The following is a 25288-nucleotide window of genomic DNA, read 5'->3' as shown; positions in this document are numbered from 1 at the left end:
TATTACAAAAAACAACAAAAAAGATATTTAATATTTTTTACTTAATTTTAGCAATTATTTCCCCCACAACACATTAACTATTTTCATGAGAAATCTTTTCTTTTCCTTTGTATTACTATTCCCTTTTATCACTTTTGCTCAATTAAAAGGAGATGTTTCAATAGAGTGGCTGGAAAAAACTGAAATGACTTTTGGTAATTCTAAAATTCAAATCCCACAATTTAAAGGCAACAGTTATTATTATAATACAAATCAAAAACTATTGTATTACAATCTGAACCTAAATACACAAGCCGCATTAGATGAAAACAGCCTGCAAATTTCAAATGCCGTTTACGAACCTGTTACCCTTTCTCAATTAGGCAATTTAAACCTTGTTGCCCTGCCAACTACTTTAAATCCTTCGCTAAATTCTGTTGATTCAAGGAATTTAAAACAATCTTTCTTAAAACTCTCACCGATAATAAAGGACCAATCCGGATACAAAAGAATAAAATCTTTTTCCTATAGTATCAATTACGGCTCTACAAAAAAATTCGCAAGCGCAAAAAATACCACTGCAATAACCAACTCTGTTCTGGCAAGTGGCGAATGGTATCGCTTTTATATTGAAAAATCTGGTGTTTATAAAATTTCTAAAGATTTTCTGCAACAGCTTGGATTAAATCTCAACGGAGTTGATCCTAAAAAAATTAAAATATATGGCAATGGAGGAAAAATGCTTCCGCTTTCAAACAGTATATACTACCCTTCAGATTTAACCGAAAATGCCATTCAAATTCAAGGAGAAAACGACGGTACATTTAATAATGAAGATTACATTTTGTTTTATGGTGAAGGAATTGACAATTGGAATGTAGAGAGCCAAACTAATTTAAACTTATACGACTCTAAGTCCTATTATTATGTAACTATTCAGGGTGACAATGGCAAAAGAATAGTTGATATGCCACAACCTTCGGGTTCAAGTACTTTAAATCTAACTTCCTTTGATGATTATCAATTTCACGAAATTGACAATGTAAATATTGCTAAAGTTGGCAGACAATGGTTTGGTGAAACTTTTGATATTACGCAAGATCAGGAATTTTCATTTGACTTTCCCAACATTGATAATTCCACACCTATAAAACTGAATATCACACTAGCTTCAGCTGCCTATACTCCTACTAGCTTTAAAGTTTTGGCAAACAGCCAGGATCTAGGAAACATTACTTTTGCAGCTCTGAATACAAACTCGGATATTCAGTATTTTTCAGGAAACTTACCTTCTACTACTACATTATCAGCTTCGGCAAATGTAAAAATAAAATTGTCTTACAATAACAATGGTGTCCCCGGCTCAAAAGGATATCTGGATTATATACGATTAATTGCAAAAAGCAAACTACAAGGTTACGGAAAGCAATTTCCTTTTCAATATGATTTGTCAAGTTCCAGCCTCGGCATAGTAAGTTATACAATAAATAATGCGACTGCGATTTCTCAAATCTGGGATATAACCGATATCTATAATGTTTCTAAAACTGAAAACAGCAATCAAAGTGTGTTTTCATTCAAAGCAAACCTCGGAGAACTAAAAAAATATATTGCTATCGACCCTAACGATTATTATTCCCCTTTAAAGGAAGCAAAATCAAAAATCCAGAATACAAATATAAAAGGAACAGTTTTCAAAAATACACAAGGTCAGTTTCAAGATGTGGATTATGTTATTATTACACCCGAATTTTTAAAAATTCAGGCTGATAAACTAGCCACTTTTCATCGTTTAAATTCTAATCTAAATGTCAAAGTCTTAACATTGGAATCTATTTATCAGGAATTCTCATCAGGCAAACAAGACATTTCAGCTATAAGAAATTGCATAAAATACATATATGATAATGCGTCATCTGTTGATAAAAAAATTCAATATGTCAATCTTTTTGGAGATGCGTCGTATGACTATAAAAAAAGAACCCCAAACAATTCAAACATTGTTCCCATTTACGAATCTTTGGTAAGCAATACGATTGGTGAAGCTTCATTTGCATCGGATGATTTTTATGGTCTAATGGATGATTCCGAAGGCAATATTGTTTATAATTATGGCGGAATTGACATTGCCGTTGGCCGAATGTTGATTAACAATACAACACAAGCAGATGAAATGGTCAATAAAGTTATTGAATACTATGACAAAAAATCATACGGCAGTTGGAGAAACAATTATGTAACACTTGCCGATGATTCTGACAAAGCATCGGATGCATCATTACAATCAAGACAAAATGCATTGGCAGATGAAATAACGTTGCAGAAACCTTTTATAAATGTATCCAAAATATTTCTAGACTCCTATACTCAAGAAGCGTCCGCTGGCGGATCGCGATATCCTAAAGCCAAATCAGATTTTTATAATGAATTTGAAAAAGGGGCGCTCGTTTTTAACTATTTGGGACATGGTGGTGAAGACGGATTGTCGAGTGAGCGCATTTGGGATAAATCTGATAGCCAAAATGTAAGCAATCAATACAAATATCCATTATTTATAACAATCACTTGCGAATTTTCAAGATTTGACAACCCAACACGCCCAACAGCTGGAGAATATATTTATTGGAATCCAAAAGGAGGAGCGATTTCATTAGTCACCACAATTCGTTCGATAGGGCAATTTAGTGCCGAAAATTTCAATGATGTATTTACCAAAAACCTTTTGTCTTACGGTTCAAATCAATACGTATCTGCAGCAGAAGCATTACGCTTGTCTAAAAATGAAAACCCAAATTCAGCAACCAATGTTGTGTTGTATCTAGGTGATCCTGCATTAGTTCTTGCTATTCCAAAACCAAAAGTTATATTGACAAAAGTAAATGATGTCCCAGTCAACCAAACTATTCCCGACTTCAAGTCATTGGCGAAAATGAAGGTAACGGGGCAAATAACCGACGAAAATGACATTCCAATTAACACGTTCAACGGAGTATTGGCTACTATACTATTTGACAAAACATCAACTAAAACTACCTTAAACAATGACGGCTTTAGCCCCCCTATGAGTTTCACTACTTTAGGAGAAGCAATTTTCAGAGGGAATGCAACAGTCACCGATGGCAAATTTGAATATAGTTTTATTGTATCCAAAGATATTCGCATCCCATTAGACAACGGAAAAATAAGCTTTTATGCCAAGAAAAATAACGCACTAGAAGATGTAACTGGTTATAATTCAGTAATAAAAGTAGGAGGTTTAAATGAAAATGCCGCAGCAGACAATATAAGTCCGAAAGTGAAGTTATATATGAATGATGAGACATTCGTGTCAGGTGGTATAACAAATGAATCTCCCGTTTTTATTGCATTCATGGAGGATGAAAGTGGTATAAATACAGCTGGGGGAATTGGTCATGATATTGTTGCTGTTTTGGATGGCGACGTTAGCAATCCTTTTATCCTGAATGATTATTACCAAACAGAGCTGGATAATTTTACTAAAGGTGAACTTCATTTTCCCTTTAGAAATTTAAAAATTGGCTTGCACACGGTAACATTTACGGTTTGGGATGTATATAATAATTCAACCACTACAGAAATTCAGTTTTTAGTTGTTGGAAATGAAAATATAACACTAACAAATGTTTTGAACTACCCGAATCCTTGTGTAAATTACACTGAATTTTGGTTTACGCATAATAAACCAAATGAGCCTTTGGAAGTTCAAATTCAAGTATTAACAATCACCGGAAAAGTGGTTTGGACCAAAAATCAAACTATTTCTACAGCCGGTTTTTTATCTAGAGATCTATCTTGGGATACTAGAGATGATTTTGGAAATAAAATTGGAAAAGGCGTATATGTTTACAAACTAACGGTAAAATCGATCCTAACCAATAAACGGGCTGAAAAATATGAAAAACTTGTGATTCTTTAATAATATAGTATATTTACCTCAAATTAATTTTTTAAAATAATGAAAAAAGCAGTTCTATTACTTACATTTTTATATGGTTTTAATTATATCAATGCACAAGAAATTGTCACAACTACAGCTGTCCCCTTCCTTTTGGTCGCCGCAGATGCTAGGGCTGCAGGTATGGCAGACAATGGTGTTGCTACGTCAGCAGATGCTTTTTCGCAACAATGGAACCCAGCAAAATATGCTTTTGCTACAGACCAACAGGGATTTTCGGTAAGCTATACCCCTTATTTGACGGAGTTGGCAAACGATATTTCATTAGGCCAATTAACATACTTTAATAAATATAGTGACAAAAGTGCTTTTGGTGCCAGTTTTCGTTATTTTGGTTTAGGTGACATTGAATTAAGAGAAGATTATAATAGTGAACCTCAGATAGTATCCCCAAATGAATTTGCTTTTGATCTTTCGTATTCCCTAAAATTAAGCGAAAAATTCTCGATGGCGGTTGCTGGTCGTTATATCAATTCTAATCTAAAAGTACCTTCCTTAAATAATGATTCATCATCTGCAAGCAGTTTTGCAGTAGACGTTGCAGGTTATTATCAGTCAGACGAAATAGCTTACAGTGATTTTAATGGGCGATGGAGAGCAGGATTTAATTTTCAGAATATGGGGCCTAAAGTGAACTATGATGGAGACGAATTTAACTCCAATTTCCTTCCTGCCAATATGAAATTAGGTGGTGGATTTGATTTTATATTGGATGAATACAGTAAGATAGCGGTAAATTTAGAAATCAGTAAATTATTAGTTCCTTCTCCTGAAGATTCAGAAACTTATGCCGAATATCAATCAATTGGATGGTTTCAGGGTATGTTTCAGTCTTTTGGCAATACCAATGAATTAACGTATTCTCTTGGCTCAGAGTATGTTTATCAAGATTCATTTTCATTTCGTGCTGGATATTTTTATGAAAATCCTAATTATGGAGCAAGTGAATTTTTCTCTCTAGGAGCAGGATTTAAATACAGCGCAGTAAAAATTGATGTATCTTACCTATTCTCAGCGTCCAAAGTGCCGAATCCGTTAGAAAATACTTTGCGTTTCTCTTTGACATTTGATTTTGGAGAAAAATATGAAAATAACTAACTGTTAAAAATTATAAATCAAAAATCCAAATTTCTTTATGAGATTTGGATTTTTTCATTTGATACGTTATGTTTTCAAGTCATTTTGAACTAAATAAAGCATACCTTTAAATTTATCAAATACTTTAATTAAAAAGTAAATCGCAATCCTTTATGAAACATATCAAAATCACAACTGAAATCATAGTTTATGATTCAATTCAAGAATTGCCAACTTTAGTTCAAGATTTAATGGAAAAGGCTATTGAAGTCAAGAGAAATGCTTATGCTCCTTATTCAAAATTCAGAGTTGGTTGTGCAATTCTATTAGATAATGGAGCAATTGTACTTGGCTCAAATCAAGAAAATGCGGCTTATCCATCTGGACTTTGTGCAGAACGAGTTGCAATATTTCAAGCTGGATCGATATATCCCGAAGCACATATTCTAAAAATAGCCATTACTGCTTCTTCAGACATTAACTTAACCGATACGCCAGTGCCTCCGTGTGGTTCATGCAGGCAATCAATAGCTGAATATGAAATTCGACAAAGTTCCCCAATAGAAATCTATTTTATGGGTGAGATTGGTCAAATATATAAATCTGCCTCACTAAAAAACCTTCTCCCATTTATGTTCGAAACAAAATTACTTTAAAAAATAAAATAAAATTGGCATATATATTTTAGTTCTTAGTAGGAATGTCTTATTTTTGCATCCCGATCCCTTTGGGGCGCAAATTTGTGGTGAGGAAACTATTTTGCGTTACTAGGTCCTAATTGACAATACAATAACACTTAAGCAAAAGAATTAATTCAAATGAAAGAAGTTACAAAAGAAGTTTATTTAAAGTGGTATGAAGACATGCTTCTTTGGAGAAAGTTTGAAGACAAACTTGCAGCATTATACATTCAACAAAAAGTTAGAGGTTTTCTACACTTATATAATGGTCAGGAAGCTGTATTGGCAGGAGCTTTGCATGCTATGGATTTGACAAAAGATAAAATGATTACTGCATACCGAAATCACGTACAACCTATTGGTATGGGAGTTGACCCAAGACGCATTATGGCAGAACTTATGGGAAAAGCAACCGGAACCTCAAAAGGAATGGGTGGATCAATGCATATTTTTTCTAAAGAGCACCGTTTTTACGGAGGACATGGAATTGTTGGAGGACAAATCCCATTGGGAGCTGGTTTAGCATTTGGAGACAAATACAACGGAACTGGTGGTGTAACAATGACTTATTTTGGAGATGGAGCAGCACGCCAAGGTTCATTGCATGAAGCTTTCAATATGGCAATGTTATGGAAACTTCCAGTTGTTTTTATCGTTGAAAACAATGGATATGCCATGGGAACTTCAGTAGAAAGAACTGCAAATCACACTGATATTTGGAAATTAGGATTAGGCTATGAAATGCCCTGTGGACCTGTTGATGGTATGAATCCTGTAAAAGTTGCCGAAGCAATGACCGAAGCAATTGACAGAGCACGTCGTGGCGATGGACCAACTTTCCTTGAAATGAAAACGTACCGCTACAGAGGACATTCTATGTCTGATGCACAACTTTACCGTTCAAAAGACGAGGTTGAAGAATACAAAAAAATTGATCCAATTACACAAATATTAGATGTAATATTAGATCAAAAATATGCTAATGAGGATGAAATTGAAGTAATTGACCAAAGAGTAAAAGCTTTAGTTGAAGAATGTGTTCAATTTGCAGAAGAATCTCCTTATCCAGAAATTCAACAATTATACGACGTAGTCTACGACCAAGAAAACTATCCATTCACACCTCATAAATTATAAATCAATTATGGCAACAATTGTAACAATGCCTCGCTTGAGCGATACTATGACAGAAGGAACGGTAGCAGCTTGGCTTAAAAAAGTAGGAGATAAAATAAGCGAAGGTGATATCCTTGCTGAAATTGAAACCGACAAAGCAACAATGGAATTTGAATCCTTCAATGAAGGAACCCTTTTATATATTGGAATCCCAGAAGGAGAAACTGCACCAGTAGATTCTTTATTGGCAATCATTGGAAACGAAGGTGAAGATGTTTCGGCATTGATAGCTGGAGGATCGGCAGCTCCGGTTGCTGCAGAATCAGCTCCAGCTGAAGCAAAAACTGAAGAAGCGCCTAAAACAGCTCCTGCAGCTGCTTTGCCAAAAGGCGTAATCGTAGTAACTATGCCTCGTTTGAGCGACACTATGACTGAAGGAACTGTGGCTACATGGTTGAAAAAAGTTGGCGACAACGTTGTTGAAGGCGATATTCTTGCTGAAATCGAAACTGATAAGGCAACAATGGAATTCGAATCTTTCAATGAGGGTACTTTATTATACATTGGAATCCAGGAAGGAAATACAGCTCCGGTAGATAGTCTTTTGGCCATCATCGGTCCTGCAGGAACAGATATTAGCGGAATAGCTGAAAATTATAAAACAGGTGGAGTTGCACAAGCAGCTACTGTAGCAAAAGAAGAAACCAAAGCTCCCGCAACTGAATCTAATGAAGTAATCGAAACAGTAAGCGATGGAAAAAGAATTTTAGCATCACCATTAGCTAAAAAAATTGCGAGTGACAAAGGAATTCAATTAGCACAAGTAAAAGGATCGGGAGAAAACGGTCGTATCGTAAAAAGCGATATCGAAAACTTTACTCCATCAACTACTGCTGCACCAAGTACAACAACATCAAAAGCTCCAGAAACTGCAAAAACAGAAGCTCCAAAAGTATTTGTACCGGCAGGTGAAATTTTTACAGAAGAAATAAAAAATTCGCAAATGCGTAAAATCATTGCGAAACGTTTGGCCGAATCATTGTTTACTGCACCTCATTACAATCTTGTAATCGAAGTAACAATGGACGAAGCAATGCAATCTAGAGCAATTATCAATAGCGTTCCGGATACAAAAGTATCTTTCAACGATATGGTAATTAAAGCTTGCGCATTAACATTGAAAAAACATCCAAAAATTAACTCACAATGGAAAGAAGATGCTATCATCATCAATCACCATGTAAATGTGGGAGTAGCAGTAGCTGTTGAAGACGGATTAGTAGTTCCTGTTCTACGATTTACAGATGCTATGAGTTTGTCTCAAATTGGCGCGAGTGTAAGAGATCTTGCCGGAAGAGCCAAAAACAAAAAATTACTTCCTACTGAAATGGAAGGAAGTACTTTCACCGTTTCGAACCTTGGAATGTTTGGTATTACTGAATTTAACTCTATCATCAACCAACCAAATTCTGCTATCCTTTCTGTAGGTGCTATTGTAGAAAAACCAGTAGTCAAAAATGGACAGATTGTAGTTGGAAACATTATGATGCTTTCATTGGCTTGCGATCACCGAACAATCGATGGTGCAACAGGAGCTCAATTTTTACAAACATTAAAACAATATATCGAAAACCCAGTTACAATGCTGGCATAATAGATTTATTTTTATAATTTAAATCCCGTTTTGATTCGTCAAACGGGATTTTTTTATTTTATTTACAATCGTAAAATTCACGTTTCATACTATGAAAAAAATACACCTTCTTATTTTATTTTTTGCCGTTTTTGCCTGTCAGAAAAAAGACAATGCCGAGAAAACCACAATCGTCAAAGATGAACATTCTTTCTCAAAACCCAATCAAGCGGTTGTAAAGCACTTGGATCTTGATATTAAAGTCGATTTCGAATCCCAATCCATTTCGGGAAAAGCCTCTTGGCAAATTGATAATAGAAGCAAAGGCAACGAAATTATTTTCGATGAAAACACACTTAATATTACTAAAGTTACGCTTGGTGACGATGAAAAAGAAACAAAATTTGAACTCGGAAAAGATGTGAAATTTCACGGAAGACCACTTCATATAACAATTGAACCCAATACAACAAAAGTCAATATTTATTACAATACAACCAAAGATGCCGTTGCACTACAATGGTTATTACCGGAACAAACTGCCGATAAAAAGAAGCCATTCCTTTTTTCTCAGGGAGAAAGCATTTGGTCTCGTACTTGGATTCCGTGTCAGGATTCTCCAGGAATAAGATTCACCTATACTGCAAAAGTTACCGTGCCTAAAGACTTGATGGCGGTAATGAGCGCTGTCAATCCGCAACAAAAAAACGACACAGGAATTTATACTTTCAAACAGGATAAAGCAATTCCTTCTTATTTAATGGCAATTGCCGTTGGAGATATCAAGTTTAAAGCTATTGATGACCGAACAGGGGTTTATGCTGAACCTTCATTGCTTAACAAAGCGGCTTGGGAATTTGCAGAATTGGGAAAAATGGTAAGTGCTGCCGAAAAGCTATACGGCCCTTATCGTTGGGGTAGATACGATGTACTAGTCCTTCCTCCGAGTTTTCCTTATGGAGGTATGGAAAATCCGAACTTAACTTTCTTAACTCCCGGAGTGATTGCGGGAGATCGTTCTTTAACTAGTTTGTTAGCCCATGAATTGGGTCACAGTTGGAGTGGTAATTTAGTAACCAATGCTACTTGGAATGATATTTGGCTGAATGAAGGTTTTACCACTTATGTCGAACATAGAATCGGTGAAGAAATTTTTGGAGTGAAAGAAGCAAAAATGCAGGACGTTTTAAGCCGTAAAGTTTTACTTGATAACATAACCGAATTTGGAAATACGAATCCAGACACTCGACTTAAAGTAAATACTAACGGAAGAAATCCAGATGATGGCTTAAGCGATATTCCTTATGAAAAAGGATATGATTTTCTAAAAGTAATAGAGCAGGCCGTTGGGCGTAAAAAGTTTGATGTTTTTCTTAAAAATTATTTTGATGCGCACGCTTTTCAATCCATAACTACAGAAGATTTTGTAGATTATTTGAACGAAAATCTTATAAAAGACGACAAAGCTCTTGCCAATAAAATAAAGGTAACCGAATGGGTTTATAATCCTGGTGTTCCATCAAATATCACAACGGTTAATTCTGAAGATTTTAATGCAATAGACAGCATTCAAAAAAACTGGCGAAAAACAGGTGTTAAAGGATTGAGCCAGAAAATTAAGTCGACCAATGAGAAACAGCATTTCATAGATTATCTTCCTGAAGATATTTCTACAAAAGAAATGGCCGAAATTGATGCGGAATTCAATTTTACTAAAGGCGGTAACTTTGTTATCAAGCGTCAGTGGTTTGTTCCCGCAATTCGTCATAATTATACTGTTGCCTATCCTGCAATAGAGCAATTTATGATTGCTACTAGTAGAACAGGCTCCTTGCAAACACTTTACAAAGAAATGATAAAAACACCTGAAGGAAAAGCTTGGGCAAAACAAATTTTTGAAAAGGCAAAATCAGGATATCATTTAACAACCGTTCAGGATATTGAAGGGATGTTAAAATAAAAAGACTCCTATTCTAGCAAAACAACTTAGTTTATAAATACAAATCCCGTCTAGTTTTTGAAATTGAGGGGATTTTATTTAAATTCTATTTTTTGCTTCTATCCATTTCGACATGTATTTACTGCTATTTAAAGTTTGATGTTGGAGCAAAGCACCAAAAAAATTATTCAAACGATGTTGCTCTAAATTAGAAAGTAAAAATTGAATTTTGGATCTAAAGTCATTTTCGAAAAGTGATTTCAAATACCGATTATTGATAATCGCAATTCCGTTTTCTTGCGCTTTCTGCCAAAGATTTTTATCTTGATACAATGACATAGCAGCATTTGTGAATTCACCTATATCATCTGTTACAAAACCATTCCAAGGTAAATCACCTTGCATCGATTCGGCACCAATAGCAGTTGTTATACTGGGAGTTCCACATTGCATGGCTTCAATCAATTTTCCTTTTATACCGGCCCCAAAACGCAATGGAGCTAATACAACTCTTGCATTTTGACCCCCCTCATTGGCGTCAATCGCTCGTCCTTTGATATAAAAACCTTCTTTGGGTTGATGCAATTGCATTACTTTTTGGGAAGGATAGGCTCCATAAATATTTAAATGGGCTTCTGGCAATTGTTTTCTCAGCAGTGGCCAAATCGCTTCTTTTAGATACTGGACTGCATTCCAATTGGGTTCATGCAAAAAATTCCCAATAAAAATAAAATCTTTTCTTTTTTCAAAAGAAGGAAGGTTTTCAAAAGCTGCACTCGAAATCGGTTCTAATAAAAAGGGCAAATAGTAAAGCAGTTTTTCGTCAATTTTAAAAGTCGTTTTCAAAACATCCATTTCAAATTCGGATATTATCAAAGACAAATCACATCTCAAAATACTGGCGATTTCTCTTTTGGCACTATCTTCCTTAAATAAATCAACAAGCACAAATTCGCGTTTCTCTTTAAAAGCTTTTTGTCTTGCCAGTCTCAAACAATGCAAATCTTCGGTGTCCAAAATTCGCAAAGTATCAGGACAATTCTCGACAACACGCCAACCAAATTGCTCTTCCGTCATAAATCGGTCAAATAAAACAACAGCTGGATTTAGGTTTTTTACAAAAGCATCAAAACTGGAACAATTTAAAATAATTGATTGTTTGTCAACATTTAATGAGGCTAAATCAACCATATAATCACTATCCATTGCTGGACTTGCAAATGTAATTGTAAATCCTTGTTGCTGAAACTGAGTAATTAATTGTAACATTCGACCGCCAGCAGCAGAGGAATTCGGTTCAGGCCATACAGTGCCAATGATTAAAAGCTTTTGAGTTTGATTCATGTGAATTAAAATAATGCTGCAAAATAATACAATTTAGATGGTTAAAGCATCAATTAAATTGAAAATCAACAGGAAAATACTAATTTTGTAAGACTAAATATCACCTGTTATGCTTGGATTAAAATTGGTTACAGACCCTCGATGGGTAAACATAGTAGAAAGCAATATTGAAGAAATATTGACCGATCATGCTTGGTGCGAACAAAAAGCGGCTTCAAATGCCATAAGTTTGATTACCTACAATTCAGAATTAGAAGAATTGGTTACAGAACTGTTAGTCATTGCAAAAGAAGAATTAGATCATTTACAAATGGTTCATGACTTGATAAAAAGAAAAGGATTGACATTGGGGAGAGAACGCAAAGATCATTATGTGAATGAGCTTTTTAAATTCATGAAAAAAGATGGCAGCCGTAAAGATGCATTAGTAGATCGATTGTTGTTTTCGGCAATGATTGAAGCCCGAAGCTGCGAGCGTTTCAAAGTGTTATCTGAAAATATAAAAGATCCTGAATTAGCCAAATTTTACCGTGATTTAATGATTTCTGAAGCGGGACATTATACCACTTTTCTTGGCTTTGCCAGAAAATATGTTGATAATTTTGATGTTGATAAACGCTGGCAGGAATGGATTGATTTTGAAACCTCAATTATCATCAATTATGGTAAAAAGGAAACCGTGCATGGTTAATAAAACATAAGAAGCATCCAATATTTTGTTTAACTTCATATAAAAAACATATGGCAATCAACTACAAATCAATCTTTTTTAAGATTTTAAAATATACAGGAATTACCCTTGTGGTTTTATTGGCGTTGATGTTTATTACCCCTTTTGTTTTTTCGGATAAAATTCGGGAACAGGTAAAGAAAACGGCTAATGAAAAATTAAACGGAGAACTGAATTATTCGGATGCCAATGTTTCCTTTTTTACTCATTTTCCATCCTTGACATTGACTTTAAACAATTTTAGTCTTAACGGATCGGCTCCTTTTCAAAAAGAAAAATTTGTTACTGCGGATGAGGTTGCTTTTGGAATCAATTTGAGTAGTCTCGTTTTTGGTAAAGCTATAAAAATAGACCAAATTTTTCTTTCCAATTCATTGATTAATGTCAAAGTGAACCAAAAAGGAGAAGCCAATTATAATGTTTACATATCCGAGCCAGAAACTGCAACAAAAAAAGAGAAGGAAGAAACGGGATTAAAATTAGAGGAAATTGAAATCACTAACAGTAAAATAATTTATGACGATCAATCGACCAAAGTGCATATCGATGCATTAGGGTTTAATTATTTAGGAAACGGAGATTTAAGTCAAGCTATTTTTGCTTTGCATTCGAAAGCCAAAATTGAAAAGCTAAATATCATTTATGAAAACGAACCCTATTTAATGAACAAAAAAGTGGATGGGGATTTGATTACTAAAATAAATACCAATTCGCTGTCATTTATTTTTGAGCAAAATGACCTTTTTATCAATAAACTTTTGGTTGATTTTACTGGAAAATTCGATTTTTTGAAGGATGGTTATGATATTGACTTTATAATAAAATCAAACAAGAGTAACCTAAACGATCTGTTCACCGCTTTTCCTCCTAAATACGTTACTTGGCTGAAAGATACCGAATTGAAAGGAAATGTCGATTTGCTTTTTATGCTTAAAGGAAAATATATTGCTTCGCAAAACATAGCTCCCGATTTAAGTTTAGATTTTAAATTGAAAGACGGATTTGTAAATTATAAAAAAAGTGCTTTTCCAGTTTCAAATTTAAATATGGATATCAGTACGAAAATGGCGTCTTTGAATCCGGAACTTTTAGATTTGAATGCACGAAACATTTCTTTAAACGTAGAAAAAAATCAATTAAAAGCCCAATTGAAAATGAATGGGTTGACCACTCCGGAGATAGATATGGTTTTGAATTCTAATATTGATCTGGAAAAATTGAATCGTGCTTTAGGAATTTCTGACATTGAATTGAAAGGAAAGCTAATTGCCGATGTAAAAGCAAAAGGTAAATACGACCAAAAACAAGGACTTTTTCCAATTACAAATGGAATATTGAATTTGAATAATGGTTTTGTAAAAACACCATATTACCCAAATCCAATAACCAATATCAATGTCAATACCACGATTTCAGATAAAAAAGGAACTTACAAGGATCTTTCGGTGGTGTTGAAACCGGCAACTTTTACTTTTGAAGGGGAACCTTTTTTGGTCGAAGCCGATTTGAAAAATTTTGATGATTTGAATTATGACATCACTGCCAAAGGAACATTAAACATTAGCAAAATCTACAAAGTATTTTCTCAAAAAGGATTGGATGTAGACGGTTTTATCAAAGCCGATTTGCAATTGAAAGGAATTCAAAGCGATGCCGAAAAAGGAAATTATAGTCGTTTACATAATAAGGGAACGCTTGAACTTCGAAATATAAATGTCGCTACAGAATACTTGCCAAAATCATTATTGATAAAAGAAGGGATCTTCAGATTCAATCAGGATAAAATGTCTTTCAATACATTTTTGGCATCATATGGTCAATCCGATTTTAAATTGAATGGGTATTTGCAAAATGTATTCAACTTTATGGCTTCCAAAAATGGAGTTTTGAGAGGGTCGTTTACTTTAAATTCAAAATACATCAATGTCGATGAGTTTATGTCCAGTACATCGACAGCTCCAGTTACAAATACCGCAACATCGTCCAATACGGCTCCTCAAGCTACTGCTCCAGAAACGGGCGTAATTCTTATTCCATCCAATTTTGATTTGCAATTTTATGCGACAGCCCACAAAATAAATTATCAGGGACTTATGTTACAAGACTGCAAAGGCGCAGTTAAAATGAAAAGCGGTAAAATGCTAATGCAAAATACAGGATTCAATTTAATTGGTTGTAATGTTGCAATGAATGCTGCTTATCAAGGAATAAATCCTAAAAAAGCTGTTTTTGAATACAGTATCAAAGCCACGGATTTTGATATTAAAAGAGCCTACAAAGAAGTAAAAATGTTTAAGGAAATGGCTAGTGCCGCCGAAAATGCTGAGGGAATTGTTTCGTTGGATTATAAAATAAAAGGCAGGCTGAACCAACAAATGATGCCTGTTTATCCTTCTTTAATTGGCGGAGGTATTCTCTCTATAAAAGATGTGAAACTGAAAGGAATGAAAATGTTTAGTGCCGTGAGCAAAACTGCGGATCATGAAGCCATCAAAAACCCTGAATTGTCTAAAGTGGATATTAAAACAACCGTAAAAAATAACATTATTACCATTGAACGATTCAAATTCAAATTTGCAGGTTTCAGGCCAAGGATAGAAGGAACGTCAAGCCTTGACGGTAAGTTGAATATAAAAATGAGACTGGGTTTACCTCCATTGGGCATTATTGGAATACCGTTAACTGTCACAGGAACCAAGGACAATCCGAAAGTGAAAGTGGGCAGAAAAGGCGATGAAATCGAGGAAACTCAAGACACTGAATAAAGAATAGAAATTTTAGATTTGATTTCTATTTTTGTCATTCAATATAAATTGCCGAATTAAAGAAATCTAAAATGTCCAGATTCTGTTTTGTACGTAGTGAGAATAAAACTTCCGGAAATGGGCATAGAAAAGGAATTCATAATAAATATCAGTAAGAAGTAAATTTTTTGCAGAGTATTTGTTCGTAATTTAGTGTTTTCAAAACAATAATAATGCTATTTGTTCTTTGTTAACAAATGTCTATATCGTTTAAAATTTCAGTACATTTTTAGTAGGAATCTTGTAAAAGTAAATTGCTAAAGTATAAGATGTGTGTAATAATTTTTTATAAGTTTATAAGTTGTGAATCTTTTAGTTTGTAAATGTTTTATAGGCTCTCGTTAGAATATAAATATTCTAACTCTTGCGCAATAAATGGAAAAAATAAAAAATATGACTAGAGTAGGAGCCAGAAAATATTTGTTTTCAAAAAAAATTGATTCCTATTTTGAAGGTATTTATAAAGGATATCAATTTGCACTTCGTTTTTTTAAAGAAGCTTTTACTTCCCCCTTCCATTTTCGGGAAGTTATTAATCAATGTTTTGAGATTGGATTAAAATCACTTTCTCTAATAACAATGACAGGCTTTATCATTGGTATCGTTTTTACCAAACAGTCTCGGCCGTCTTTAGAAAATTTTGGAGCAGTATCATGGTTGCCGTCATTAATGGGAATTGCTATTGTGCGAGCGTTGGGACCATTAGTCACTTCGCTAATTTGTGCTGGTAAAGTTGGGTCAAGCATTAGTGCTGAATTAGGGTCTATGAAAGTAACGGAACAAATTGATGCGATGGAGGTATCAGCAATTAATCCCTTTAAATATCTCGTCGTTACTCGAGTTTTGGCTACTAGCATTTCTATTCCCATCCTTTCGTTTTATTGCAGCTGTATAGGATTGTTAGGTTCTTATTACAATGTTTCTACTGAAGAGGCGACAAGCCTGCAAGTGTTTTACACCAATGCTTTTTCGAACATTTCATTTTTAGATCTTTTTTCATCGCTTACAAAATCTATAGTCTTCGGATTTACCATTGGAATTATTAGCTGTTATAAAGGTTTTTTTGCCTCCAATGGCACAAGTGGTGTTGGTAAAGCAACGAATCAGGCGGTAATATTGGCTATGTTCCTAATTTTTCTCGAAGAGTTAATCATTGTGCAGATTGTTAATTGGATTAGATATTTTTAATATGGAGAAAGAGAAAATTCAATATGGCAATAGCGGAGATGCGGTTATAAAAATTGAAGGTTTGTATAAATCTTTTGATGAACTTGACGTTTTAAAGGGCGTCGATTTAACGCTGCAAAAAGGCGAAAATTTGGCAGTATTAGGCAAATCAGGAACTGGTAAATCCGTTTTGATAAAGCTTTTGGTAGGCTTATTAAAACCAGATAGAGGTACTATAACAATATTTGGCCAGCAACTGGATCGATTAAACCAAAAGGAATTAAATGCATTACGACTGCGTATAGGTTTTTCCTTTCAAAATAGCGCTTTATACGATAGCATGAGCGTATATGGCAATTTATCTTTTCCTTTAACGATGAATGTAAAGAACCTTAGCAAAAAACAAGTTGATGATGCTGTGGAAGAAGCTCTCGATGCAGTAGGTCTATTAGATAAAATTGAGCGACGTACCGAAGAGCTTTCGGGAGGACAGCGAAAAAGATTGGGTATCGCCAGAACACTCATATTAAAACCCGAAATAATGCTGTATGATGAGCCTACGGCGGGTTTAGACCCAGTAACATGTATTGAAATAAATGCACTCATTGTTGAGATGCAACAGAAATATAAAACAAGTTCCATTGTTATTACACATGATCTTACTTGTGCAAAGAGCACCTGTGAACGTATCGCAATGTTGCTTGATGGAAAATTTTTGAAAACGGGAACATTTGAAGAAGTTTTCAAAACAGAAGAAGAACAGATAAAACAATTTTATTCCTATAATTTTACACTTTAAGTTATGAACGAATCACCAAGGAAACGCAATATATTAGTTGGTCTATTTATTTTCATAGGATTAATATTTCTTTTGGCAGGGATTCTGATGGTGGGTAATCTTCATGAAACTTTCAAAAAGAAAATGCAATTAGTTACTGTTTTTGACGAAGTAAACGGATTGCAAACAGGAGCAAATGTTTGGCTTTCTGGTGTGAAAATTGGGAAAGTAAAGAATATCAGAATCAATCCAAGCAGGAATGTTTTAGTAACTTTAGCTATTGAAGAAAGCGCACAGCAGTTTATTCTTAAAGATGCTAATACTAAAATAGGTACTGATGGTCTTATAGGGAATAAAGTAGTTATTATTTATGGTGGAACTGCAAATTCCGCAACCGTACAGGATGGAGATACTTTGCTTGTAGGAAGCACCTATTCTACAGAGAATATGATGATTACTTTACAGAAAAACAATGAAAATCTTCTAGCAATAACAACCGATTTTAAAAAAATAAGTCATAAGCTAACAACAAATGAAGGAACTGTTGGAAAATTGTTAAACGATGATGCTATGTATGACAACATTAATTCAATAGCTATATCGCTCAATAAAGCCTCTGTAAAGTCTGAAAAACTTATTGCTTCACTTAATGAATATAGCTCGAAATTAAATAAAAAAGGTACTCTGGGGAATGATTTGGTTACCGACACCATCGTTTTTAATTCGATTAAAAAATCAGTTTTAGAATTACAAAAGATGACAAAATCAGCCAATGTATTTATGGATAATCTTAAAGAAGCTAGTGCTAATCCTAATTCAACTATTGGAGTTTTGTTACATGATGAAAAATCAGGAGCCAGTTTGAAAAGAACTATTGAGAATCTAGAAAGCAGTTCCGAAAAATTAGACGAAGATCTTAAGGCAGCCCAAAGCAATTTTTTGTTGAGAGGTTATTTTAAAGATAAAGAAAAAGAGGCTAAAAAAGCCGCTTCTCAAAAATAACCGATTCTTACAAGGAGCTTTTTACATTCAATAAATGATTTTAAAAAATTTTATTTAATGGCAACTCAGCCACTACAAAAGTACTACCTCCAACATAGATAAAATCGTTTTTAGAAGCATTTTTTTGTGCAGTGCTGAATGCTTCATTTACCGATTCATATACATTTCCAACTAATGAAAATCGCAAAGCATTTTCTTGTAATGAAACAGCATCCAAGCCACGTGGAATATTTGGTTTACAAAAATAATACGTTGCATTTTTAGGGAACAGCGGCAATACTTCATCCAATTCTTTGTCATTGACAACTCCCAACACAATATGCAAATGTTCAAAAGTCTCTTTTTGTATTTGTTTCAAAACAATTTCTAGACCGTTTTTGTTGTGAGCGGTATCACAAATCACTTTTGGGTTTTCGCCCAATTGTTGCCATCGTCCAAGTAATCCAGTGTTTTTTAGCACATTAAATAATCCCGATTTTACATTTTCTTCATTCACTTTAAAATCAGTTTGCTCGTTTAAAATTGCAATGGTTTGAATAACCGTTTTTTTATTGTGATCTTGATAATCCCCAAGTAAATCAGAAGGAAATGTTTCTGAAATCAAATCAGAAGCAAAATAAATTTGAGAATTATTTGTCGAAGCTTTTTCTAAAAAAACAGTATGGGTTTCAGGAGTATATTCGCCGATAACTACAGGAATTCCAGGTTTGATAATTCCCGCTTTTTCGGTTGCAATAGACTCCAAAGTGTTACCGAGAAATTGTACATGATCGATTCCGATGTTTGTAATTACCGAAACCAATGGCGTAATAATATTAGTTGCATCCAATCTTCCACCCAATCCCACTTCGATAACGGCAATGTCTACTTTTTCTTTTGCAAAATAGTCAAAAGCCAATCCAACCGACATTTCAAAGAAACTCATGTCGTTTTCTTCAAAAAAGGATTTGTGTTTCTCAATGAATTCACAAACAAAAGTCTCGGAGATTTCGGCACCGTTAATCTTGATGCGTTCCCGAAAATCTTTTAAATGTGGAGAAGTGTATAGTCCCACTTTGTATCCCGCTTCTTGTAGGACAGAAGCCAACATGTGCGACGTAGAGCCTTTACCGTTCGTACCCGCAACATGAATGCATTTTAATTTTTGTTGAGGATTATCAAGATGCTCCGCCAGTAAATTTACATTGGTCAAGTCTTTTTTATAAGCCGAAGCCCCTTGCAATTGATACATCGGAAGTTGATTAAACATCCAGTTTGTGGTTTCTTGATAGTTCATTATTATTTGATAAAATAGTTGTAAATTGAAATAATTTTCACTTTTTTTAGTTTAATATTACAGTGAAAAGTATTTTATACAAAATTGAAATAATTTTTAGAATTAATGATTATAAACCCAAAATAATATATGTTTAGTTTCATACAATTACAAGCCGATACTCTTGCCAACGCTGCATCCAATGTTGTTATCGAAAAAATAGCACCCAATACTGAAATCTCCGTTTTGGGGTTTATACTTAAAGGAGGATTTTTTTTAATTCCTATTGCAATCTTATTATTTTACACCTTTTATATAATTATAGAACGGTATTTGTTCATCCATAAAGTGTCCAAAGTAGATCCGCTTTTGATGCGAGACATACGCGATCATCTTACTGCAGGGAACTTTGATTTGGCGCGTTCCATCACCGAGAGAACCAATACCGCTTCAGGAAATGTAATCAAAGAAGGAATTTTATTAATTGGTCGCCCCATTGCCGAAATTGAATCGAATATGGATCGTGCCGCCGATATCGAAATTGCCCAAATGGAACAACATCTGGGTCAATTGGGTCTCATCGCTGGTATAGCACCAACGTTAGGATTTATCGGAACAATATCTGGGGTAATCAAGATTTTTTACAGCATCTCTGTAACCGAAAATATCAGTATTGGTAATATTTCAGGAGGTTTGTACGAAAAAATGATCAGTAGCGGTTCAGGACTGATCGTTGGTATCATTGCCTACAGCGCTTACCATTTATTGAACGGAAAAATCGATAATTATGCTTTGAAAGTACAAAAGCAAATATTGGAATTCGTGAACATTATTCAAAAAGCATAAATCATGTCTATCAAAAGAAAAAGAAGATTTCACGCCGAAGTAGCCACATCCTCCTTGAGTGACATCATGTTTTTTTTGTTGCTGTTTTTCCTGATTATCTCAACGTTGGCAAATCCGAATGTGATTAAGATGACTTTGCCAAAGTCAAAAACCAATGAAAAAACCAACAAACAATATATTAGTTTATCCGTCACCGAAGACAAAAAATTCTATATCGACAAGGAACCCGTTCCTTTTGAGGAACTAGAAACGACTTTGATGTCCAAAATGAATACGCAAAAAGACCAAACCGTTATCGTACGGATTCCATTCAATTTACAGGTACAGGATTTAGTTGATGTATTGCAAATAGGAGTGAAAAACAACTTAAAGTTCGTGATTGCCACAAGTCCAAAGTAAAATTTAAAAATTAGTTGGGCGTGACCACAATAAAAAAATGGGGCTACTTTAGACAATCTAGAGTCGCCCCATTTTTTCATTGCGGTCTCCCGATAGCTATCGGGAATCCGCGCTACTTCGGTAGCTTGCTTCTATCCCTCACGCACTTTATCAAAAACACAAGAAATTATTGACTATTAATTAAAGTTTTGGAATATAGACAAAGAGGAAGTTTTTTATAAAATATCTTTTGAAAAACTAAACGTGTAAACTAGCCCTGATAGTAGTAAAAATCCTTGATTGTCCCGTTTTTTTTTACGGGATAAGCAAGATTGCAGCGGATAGCAGGACAACTGTCGATGGAATTCAAAAAAGAGCTGCTCCTAATTCAGATTGAAATTATAAATAATCTTGCCTATTTGCTTTTCGGGAGCGTCACTGCTGGCGTCCCATTTGGTATTCATCGCTGCAATTCGGGCTTGGTCCAGCAGGCATTTTGCAGTATTGGTCGTGCCTTTTGTACCTGGAACAGCGTTGATGGTATTTCCGTTTCGGTCAACAGAAACCTCTACAACCACTTTACCAGATTCGTTGCAAGTGTATTTGGGCGCAGGTTTAGTGAGCGCTTTTCTATTACCAAGAGAATAGCCGGAACCGCCTCCAGTCCCTCCGCCTGAGCCTCCACCACTCCCTGGACCATAACCGCTGCCGTTGCCAATACCGTTTCCGGTACCATTGCCTCCGCCTGTTCCACCACCCGTTCCTCCTGTACCGTAATAACCCGTAGCTGCCAAACTTCCATTTGATTTTCCTTTGTTGCCAGCGGTTTTGTCATCGCCGTCCCCACCTTTGTTAGAACCTTTTAAAATACTAGCCAAGGCGTCATTAGTAGAGTTTGAAACTTTTGGTTTAACCACTTCGGGTTTTGGTGTTTCTTTGACAACAACTTCAGTTTTTTTGGGCCTTTCTTTTTGAGGGATAACCACACTTTCCTCGGTGGCATTTTCTTGAGATAAAATAGCTTCGTCAGGAGTGCTTTTGGCAGCAACTTGTTTGGCTTGGTTTTGTACATTCAGAATCTCGCTTTGCGTATTTTTTCCAGACCCCAAATCACTATCACCAAAGTTTAGGGTAACGCCACCTCCTCCTCCACCACTGCCTACCAGTTCTTCGAGATTGGCAGGTGGCCAAAAACGGATAAAAAACAAGAGTAGCAATAAGGATGCGTAAATGAGTATGGATAGAACTAATGATTTCTTTTGATCGTTGGAAAATGTAGAACTCATTGTGAAAATTGAATTAAAAACTGTATTTATAAAAACGTTGAAAAGTACTAAAAATTGTCAACAATAAAAAACTGCCTAGAATTAAAAACAAACTATAACTGCACGTTTAACCTTAGCAATTGTTTTTTAGAGATTAATTTGTTTTAGCATTTTATTTTTTATTGAACTTTTTACATAAAAAAACGGATTGAACAGTTTTTAAAGCTGTTCAATCCGTTTTTAACCATTGAAATATAATTTTTATGTAAGCTGCTTTAAAGCTATCTCAAAGGCAGTAGCACTAATATTCTTTTTTGAAATATTCAAATCATGTGCTTTTGCAATGGCTTTTTTTATTGTTTCTGAAGTGTCTGTAAAAATAGCTTCATCGGTCATTTGTACTTTTTTCTCCATGAAATAAGCAAAAACTCGAGCCATTCCGCAGTTAGAAATAAAATCTGGAATTAAGCTCACTTTACGATCTACATCTTCCATTATAGGTCCAAAGAAAATGGCAGTATCAGCAAAAGGTACATTAGCTCCGCATGAAATAACTTCAAGACCATTGGCTATTAAGCTATCTATCTGACTTTGTGCAACCAATCGAGAAGCAGCGCAAGGAGTAAATATTTCGGCTCCAATCGTCCAAATCTTTTCGTTGATTTCTTCAAAAGGAATCATATTATTTGCAATCAATTTATTACCATATTTATTTAGGAAAAGTGTTTTTATCTCTTCAAAAGTAAATCCTTCTTCGTTCATTAATCCTCCGTCTCTATCTATAATTCCAATAATTTTGGCTCCCATTTCGGCCAAATAAAATGCAGCAGCCGAACCTACATTCCCAAATCCTTGAACAATTGCCTTTTTCCCTTTTACAGAACCACCATAGATATCATAATAATGGCGTACTGCTTCAGCAACTCCAAAACCGGTAATCATATCTGCAATTGTGTATTTTCTGGTTACGTCGGGAGAGAATTTTGGGTTTTCAATAACTTTAATAACTCCATGACGCAATTGACCTATTCTATTAATTTTATCTGCCTCTGTAGGCTTAAAATGACCGTTGAAGACACCTTCTTGCGGATGCCAGACACCACATTCTTCGGTCATAGGAATTACTTCATGAATTTCATCAACATTCAAATCACCACCAGTTCCATAATAGCTCTTTAGCAAAGGAGAAACTGCCTTGTACCAACGTTGAAGTACTCCTTGTTTTCGAGGGTCGTTGGGGTCAAAATTAATTCCAGATTTAGCTCCACCAATTGCTGGTCCAGAAACGGTAAACTTTACTTCCATGGTTTTGGCCAATGACAAAACTTCATTCATATCCAGACCTTTTCTCATTCGGGTTCCACCACCGGCCGCACCACCACGAAGAGAGTTTATCACTGTCCAACCTTCAGCTTCGGTTTCAGAATCTTTCCAGTTGAATACAATTTCAGGAGCTTTGTTTTCAAATTTATTTAATAAATCTTTCATATTGTTGTGATATGTATATTTATGACAAATATAATAAAGGTTTTATGCGAAATATGCATTTAGAGTTATTTTTTTTCAAACAATAGTAAAAATTATTTAAAAATAAAGCATAAAAAAACTCCATTATTTCTAATGGAGTTTGTCTTGTGGGCGATGAGGGGTTCGAACCCCCGACCCCCTCGGTGTAAACGAGGTGCTCTGAACCAGCTGAGCTAATCGCCCTTAACAATTTAGTAATTTTCATTTCCTTATTGCGAGTGCAAATATAGACTACTTTTCCGCATGTGCAAAATATTTTTTAATAAATTTTACTTTTTATTTTAATCAAATACACATATACCTAATATCTAATCAATTATACTTTTAAATCAATCCAAAAAAGGAAACAACCATAAATTAAAACAAAATAAATACATTTAACTATTAAAAAAACCAAGAAATCAAGAAATATGAATAATTAAATTTAGAATTTTGGCATGCCCCCGTTGCACACCATTTCATCTTGGTAAGAACTTTTTTGTTGGCAACGCGGTCGGGCTGTCCACTGTATCCACACCCAAAAGTGTGGGATGCCGTTCCCATCCCTCATGCAATTACGTTTTCACAACCTCTTTATAGTTTAATTCCGTTTTACATTATAAACAAAAAAACAGCTCAAAGAAGAGCTGTTTTTCATAATTTCGAAGTAAGTATTGTGTCCTAAACAGCAACCCAATTAATTGGTTGTAGCCACGTTTTGGTTTTTCATTTTCAATTCTCCTTTGTAAACTTCGGCGATTGATTTTCTCGACAAAGTGGTCGCTTGATTAGCAATCACGATTTCATGTGTCACTTTTTTAAGATTGGTTTCCACTTCCAAAAAGTAAACGCCATCAGGAAATTCCTCAAGACTATAGGTTTTCAAGATACCCCCTTTTCCGGTGGCGATTTCGCTATAGATTACATTGTGGAATTTATCATAGATCGTCACATTGGCTTTTTGAATCTGGTTTACAGAAAAACTAATTTCTTTACCCGTTCCTTTTTTTACATTTAGTAAAAAATCACCATCGATTGCATAAGTACTCATGGTAGTCATCGCTACTAATACTACTAGACTAAGTTTTAAAATCGTTTTCATAATACTGCTGTTTTAAATTAGTAATAATTTCTATGGCTAAAGTAGTATCCTAATTCCATTGAAAATGCAACTGTATTTTCCAATACAACTGCTATTTTAACTACACGAAAACGATGTATTGACTCTTGAGATAATTTAGTACAGATTCGAGGTAATTTAGAATAGTTCTTTCTTTGAGTTTTTGAGTTTTTTTATTTAAAACCTTCTTCAAAACAAAAAACCCCTCATCGATAGGATGAAGGGTTTTTAAAAAGAAAGGCGACGACATACTCTCCCACATAACTGCAGTACCATCTGCGCAGGCGGGCTTAACTACTCTGTTCGGGATGGGAAGAGGTGAGCCCCGCCGCAATAACCACCTTAAGGTTGTTATAATTGCTTTGGGCAATTATCTGCAAGTCGTAATTCATAATTCTGAATTCGTAATTGCAATAATATCGTAACATACTGAGATAAAGAATATAAAAAGTATTTTATTAGAAAGTTTCTCCCCGAGCCTTGCGGCTCGGGAAAAGGTGTACATAAGCTTACGGGTTATTAGTACTACTCGACTATGACATTACTGCCTTTACATCTATAGCCTATCAACGTGGTCATCTCCCACGACCCTTAAAAGAAATCTCATCTTGTGGTGGGTTTCGCGCTTATATGCTTTCAGCGCTTATCCCTTCCAAACGTAGCTACTCTGCGATGCTCCTGGCGGAACAACAG

Annotated in this window: 18 protein-coding genes, 1 tRNA gene and 2 rRNA genes (1 of these 21 cut by a window edge); 13 read left to right on the top strand and 8 right to left on the bottom strand. The window is 34.9% G+C overall.

Annotated features, from left to right (window positions below; translation table 11 throughout):
* The first annotated feature begins 85 nt into the window (after positions 1-85).
* The 6 genes from porU to OLM57_RS07375 all read left to right on the top strand — a co-directional run bounded on the left by porU (position 86) and on the right by OLM57_RS07375 (position 10421).
* Positions 86-3916, top strand: a complete 3831-nt coding sequence (gene porU / locus OLM57_RS07400) for a type IX secretion system sortase PorU (protein WP_264566583.1) — start codon at positions 86-88, stop codon at positions 3914-3916.
* 39 nt (positions 3917-3955) lie between these two features.
* The gene (porV, locus tag OLM57_RS07395) at positions 3956-5053 is read left to right on the top strand and encodes a type IX secretion system outer membrane channel protein PorV (protein ID WP_264566582.1); all 1098 of its coding nucleotides are present in this window, start codon (positions 3956-3958) and stop codon (positions 5051-5053) included.
* 152 nt (positions 5054-5205) lie between these two features.
* Complete coding sequence (gene cdd / locus OLM57_RS07390; RefSeq protein WP_264566581.1) at positions 5206-5688, top strand: cytidine deaminase; 483 nt, start codon at positions 5206-5208, stop codon at positions 5686-5688.
* A gap of 162 nt (positions 5689-5850) precedes the next feature.
* Positions 5851-6849: a pyruvate dehydrogenase (acetyl-transferring) E1 component subunit alpha gene (pdhA, locus tag OLM57_RS07385; protein WP_264566580.1), complete on the top strand. Its 999-nt coding sequence runs from the start codon at positions 5851-5853 to the stop codon at positions 6847-6849.
* Positions 6850-6856: 7 nt separating this feature from the next.
* Complete coding sequence (locus OLM57_RS07380; protein WP_264566579.1) at positions 6857-8482, top strand: pyruvate dehydrogenase complex dihydrolipoamide acetyltransferase; 1626 nt, start codon at positions 6857-6859, stop codon at positions 8480-8482.
* Between the two features lie 91 nt (positions 8483-8573).
* The gene (locus OLM57_RS07375) at positions 8574-10421 is read left to right on the top strand and encodes a hydrolase/aminopeptidase (RefSeq protein WP_264566578.1); all 1848 of its coding nucleotides are present in this window, start codon (positions 8574-8576) and stop codon (positions 10419-10421) included.
* 78 nt (positions 10422-10499) lie between these two features.
* Here the strand turns inward: OLM57_RS07375 and OLM57_RS07370 are convergent, their stop codons facing one another.
* Positions 10500-11744 carry a glycosyltransferase gene (locus OLM57_RS07370; RefSeq protein WP_264566577.1) on the bottom strand — a complete coding sequence of 415 codons (1245 nt, stop codon included), beginning with the start codon at positions 11742-11744 and terminating at the stop codon, positions 10500-10502.
* Between the two features lie 109 nt (positions 11745-11853).
* Here OLM57_RS07370 and OLM57_RS07365 point away from each other — a divergent pair, with 109 nt between their 5' ends.
* The 5 genes from OLM57_RS07365 (at position 11854) to OLM57_RS07345 (ending at position 18225) form a co-directional block, all read left to right on the top strand.
* Positions 11854-12435, top strand: a complete 582-nt coding sequence (locus tag OLM57_RS07365; RefSeq protein WP_264566576.1) for a tRNA-(ms[2]io[6]A)-hydroxylase — start codon at positions 11854-11856, stop codon at positions 12433-12435.
* A gap of 50 nt (positions 12436-12485) precedes the next feature.
* Positions 12486-15239 carry an AsmA family protein gene (locus OLM57_RS07360; RefSeq protein ID WP_264566575.1) on the top strand — a complete coding sequence of 918 codons (2754 nt, stop codon included), beginning with the start codon at positions 12486-12488 and terminating at the stop codon, positions 15237-15239.
* A gap of 414 nt (positions 15240-15653) precedes the next feature.
* Positions 15654-16466 (top strand): MlaE family ABC transporter permease, encoded by an 813-nt coding sequence (locus OLM57_RS07355; protein ID WP_264566574.1) that lies wholly within the window; start codon positions 15654-15656, stop codon positions 16464-16466.
* A gap of 1 nt (position 16467) precedes the next feature.
* A complete protein-coding gene (locus OLM57_RS07350; protein WP_264566573.1) occupies positions 16468-17244 on the top strand; it encodes an ABC transporter ATP-binding protein in 777 nt (258 codons plus the stop codon).
* A gap of 3 nt (positions 17245-17247) precedes the next feature.
* Positions 17248-18225, top strand: a complete 978-nt coding sequence (locus OLM57_RS07345) for an MlaD family protein (RefSeq protein ID WP_264566572.1) — start codon at positions 17248-17250, stop codon at positions 18223-18225.
* 40 nt (positions 18226-18265) lie between these two features.
* On the opposite strand, the gene OLM57_RS07340 is transcribed toward OLM57_RS07345, so the two are convergent.
* A complete protein-coding gene (locus OLM57_RS07340; RefSeq protein ID WP_264566571.1) occupies positions 18266-19501 on the bottom strand; it encodes a bifunctional folylpolyglutamate synthase/dihydrofolate synthase in 1236 nt (411 codons plus the stop codon).
* Positions 19502-19630: 129 nt separating this feature from the next.
* On the opposite strand from OLM57_RS07340, the gene OLM57_RS07335 reads away from it, so the two are divergent.
* A complete protein-coding gene (locus OLM57_RS07335) occupies positions 19631-20326 on the top strand; it encodes a MotA/TolQ/ExbB proton channel family protein (protein WP_264566570.1) in 696 nt (231 codons plus the stop codon).
* Between the two features lie 3 nt (positions 20327-20329).
* The gene (locus OLM57_RS07330; RefSeq protein ID WP_264566569.1) at positions 20330-20725 is read left to right on the top strand and encodes an ExbD/TolR family protein; all 396 of its coding nucleotides are present in this window, start codon (positions 20330-20332) and stop codon (positions 20723-20725) included.
* Positions 20726-21087: 362 nt separating this feature from the next.
* Here the strand turns inward: OLM57_RS07330 and OLM57_RS07325 are convergent, their stop codons facing one another.
* The 6 genes from OLM57_RS07325 to OLM57_RS07300 all read right to left on the bottom strand — a co-directional run.
* Positions 21088-21990, bottom strand: coding sequence for an energy transducer TonB (locus tag OLM57_RS07325; protein ID WP_264566568.1), 903 nt, complete (start codon positions 21988-21990; stop codon positions 21088-21090).
* Positions 21991-22230: 240 nt separating this feature from the next.
* Entirely contained in the window at positions 22231-23457 is a 1227-nt protein-coding gene (locus OLM57_RS07320; RefSeq protein WP_264566567.1) for a Glu/Leu/Phe/Val dehydrogenase dimerization domain-containing protein, read from the bottom strand.
* Between the two features lie 147 nt (positions 23458-23604).
* Positions 23605-23679: transfer RNA gene (locus tag OLM57_RS07315), tRNA-Val, on the bottom strand.
* A gap of 493 nt (positions 23680-24172) precedes the next feature.
* On the bottom strand, positions 24173-24577 hold the full coding sequence (locus OLM57_RS07310; protein WP_264563495.1) for a secretion protein: 405 nt from the start codon (positions 24575-24577) through the stop codon (positions 24173-24175).
* Positions 24578-24830: 253 nt separating this feature from the next.
* Positions 24831-24940, bottom strand: a 5S ribosomal RNA gene (gene rrf, locus OLM57_RS07305).
* Between the two features lie 154 nt (positions 24941-25094).
* Positions 25095-25288, bottom strand: a 23S ribosomal RNA gene (locus OLM57_RS07300); it runs 2697 nt beyond the window's last position.

Source organism: Flavobacterium sp. N3904 (genome assembly GCF_025947305.1).
Classification (GTDB): domain Bacteria; phylum Bacteroidota; class Bacteroidia; order Flavobacteriales; family Flavobacteriaceae; genus Flavobacterium.
Note: the sequence above shows the minus strand (reverse complement) of the source record. Positions and strands in the feature narration are given on the sequence as shown.

Excerpts from the sequence above, each read along its gene's own strand:
- porU (WP_264566583.1), top strand. The coding sequence starts at position 86 with ATGAGAAATCTTTTCTTTTCCTTTGTATTACTATTCCCTTTTATCACT.
- porV (WP_264566582.1), top strand. The coding sequence starts at position 3,956 with ATGAAAAAAGCAGTTCTATTACTTACATTTTTATATGGTTTTAATTAT.
- cdd (WP_264566581.1), top strand. The coding sequence starts at position 5,206 with ATGAAACATATCAAAATCACAACTGAAATCATAGTTTATGATTCAATT.
- pdhA (WP_264566580.1), top strand. The coding sequence starts at position 5,851 with ATGAAAGAAGTTACAAAAGAAGTTTATTTAAAGTGGTATGAAGACATG.
- OLM57_RS07380 (WP_264566579.1), top strand. The coding sequence starts at position 6,857 with ATGGCAACAATTGTAACAATGCCTCGCTTGAGCGATACTATGACAGAA.
- OLM57_RS07375 (WP_264566578.1), top strand. The coding sequence starts at position 8,574 with ATGAAAAAAATACACCTTCTTATTTTATTTTTTGCCGTTTTTGCCTGT.
- OLM57_RS07370 (WP_264566577.1), bottom strand. The coding sequence starts at position 11,744 with ATGAATCAAACTCAAAAGCTTTTAATCATTGGCACTGTATGGCCTGAA.
- OLM57_RS07365 (WP_264566576.1), top strand. The coding sequence starts at position 11,854 with ATGCTTGGATTAAAATTGGTTACAGACCCTCGATGGGTAAACATAGTA.
- OLM57_RS07360 (WP_264566575.1), top strand. The coding sequence starts at position 12,486 with ATGGCAATCAACTACAAATCAATCTTTTTTAAGATTTTAAAATATACA.
- OLM57_RS07355 (WP_264566574.1), top strand. The coding sequence starts at position 15,654 with ATGGAAAAAATAAAAAATATGACTAGAGTAGGAGCCAGAAAATATTTG.
- OLM57_RS07350 (WP_264566573.1), top strand. The coding sequence starts at position 16,468 with ATGGAGAAAGAGAAAATTCAATATGGCAATAGCGGAGATGCGGTTATA.
- OLM57_RS07345 (WP_264566572.1), top strand. The coding sequence starts at position 17,248 with ATGAACGAATCACCAAGGAAACGCAATATATTAGTTGGTCTATTTATT.
- OLM57_RS07340 (WP_264566571.1), bottom strand. The coding sequence starts at position 19,501 with ATGAACTATCAAGAAACCACAAACTGGATGTTTAATCAACTTCCGATG.
- OLM57_RS07335 (WP_264566570.1), top strand. The coding sequence starts at position 19,631 with ATGTTTAGTTTCATACAATTACAAGCCGATACTCTTGCCAACGCTGCA.
- OLM57_RS07330 (WP_264566569.1), top strand. The coding sequence starts at position 20,330 with ATGTCTATCAAAAGAAAAAGAAGATTTCACGCCGAAGTAGCCACATCC.
- OLM57_RS07325 (WP_264566568.1), bottom strand. The coding sequence starts at position 21,990 with ATGAGTTCTACATTTTCCAACGATCAAAAGAAATCATTAGTTCTATCC.
- OLM57_RS07320 (WP_264566567.1), bottom strand. The coding sequence starts at position 23,457 with ATGAAAGATTTATTAAATAAATTTGAAAACAAAGCTCCTGAAATTGTA.
- OLM57_RS07310 (WP_264563495.1), bottom strand. The coding sequence starts at position 24,577 with ATGAAAACGATTTTAAAACTTAGTCTAGTAGTATTAGTAGCGATGACT.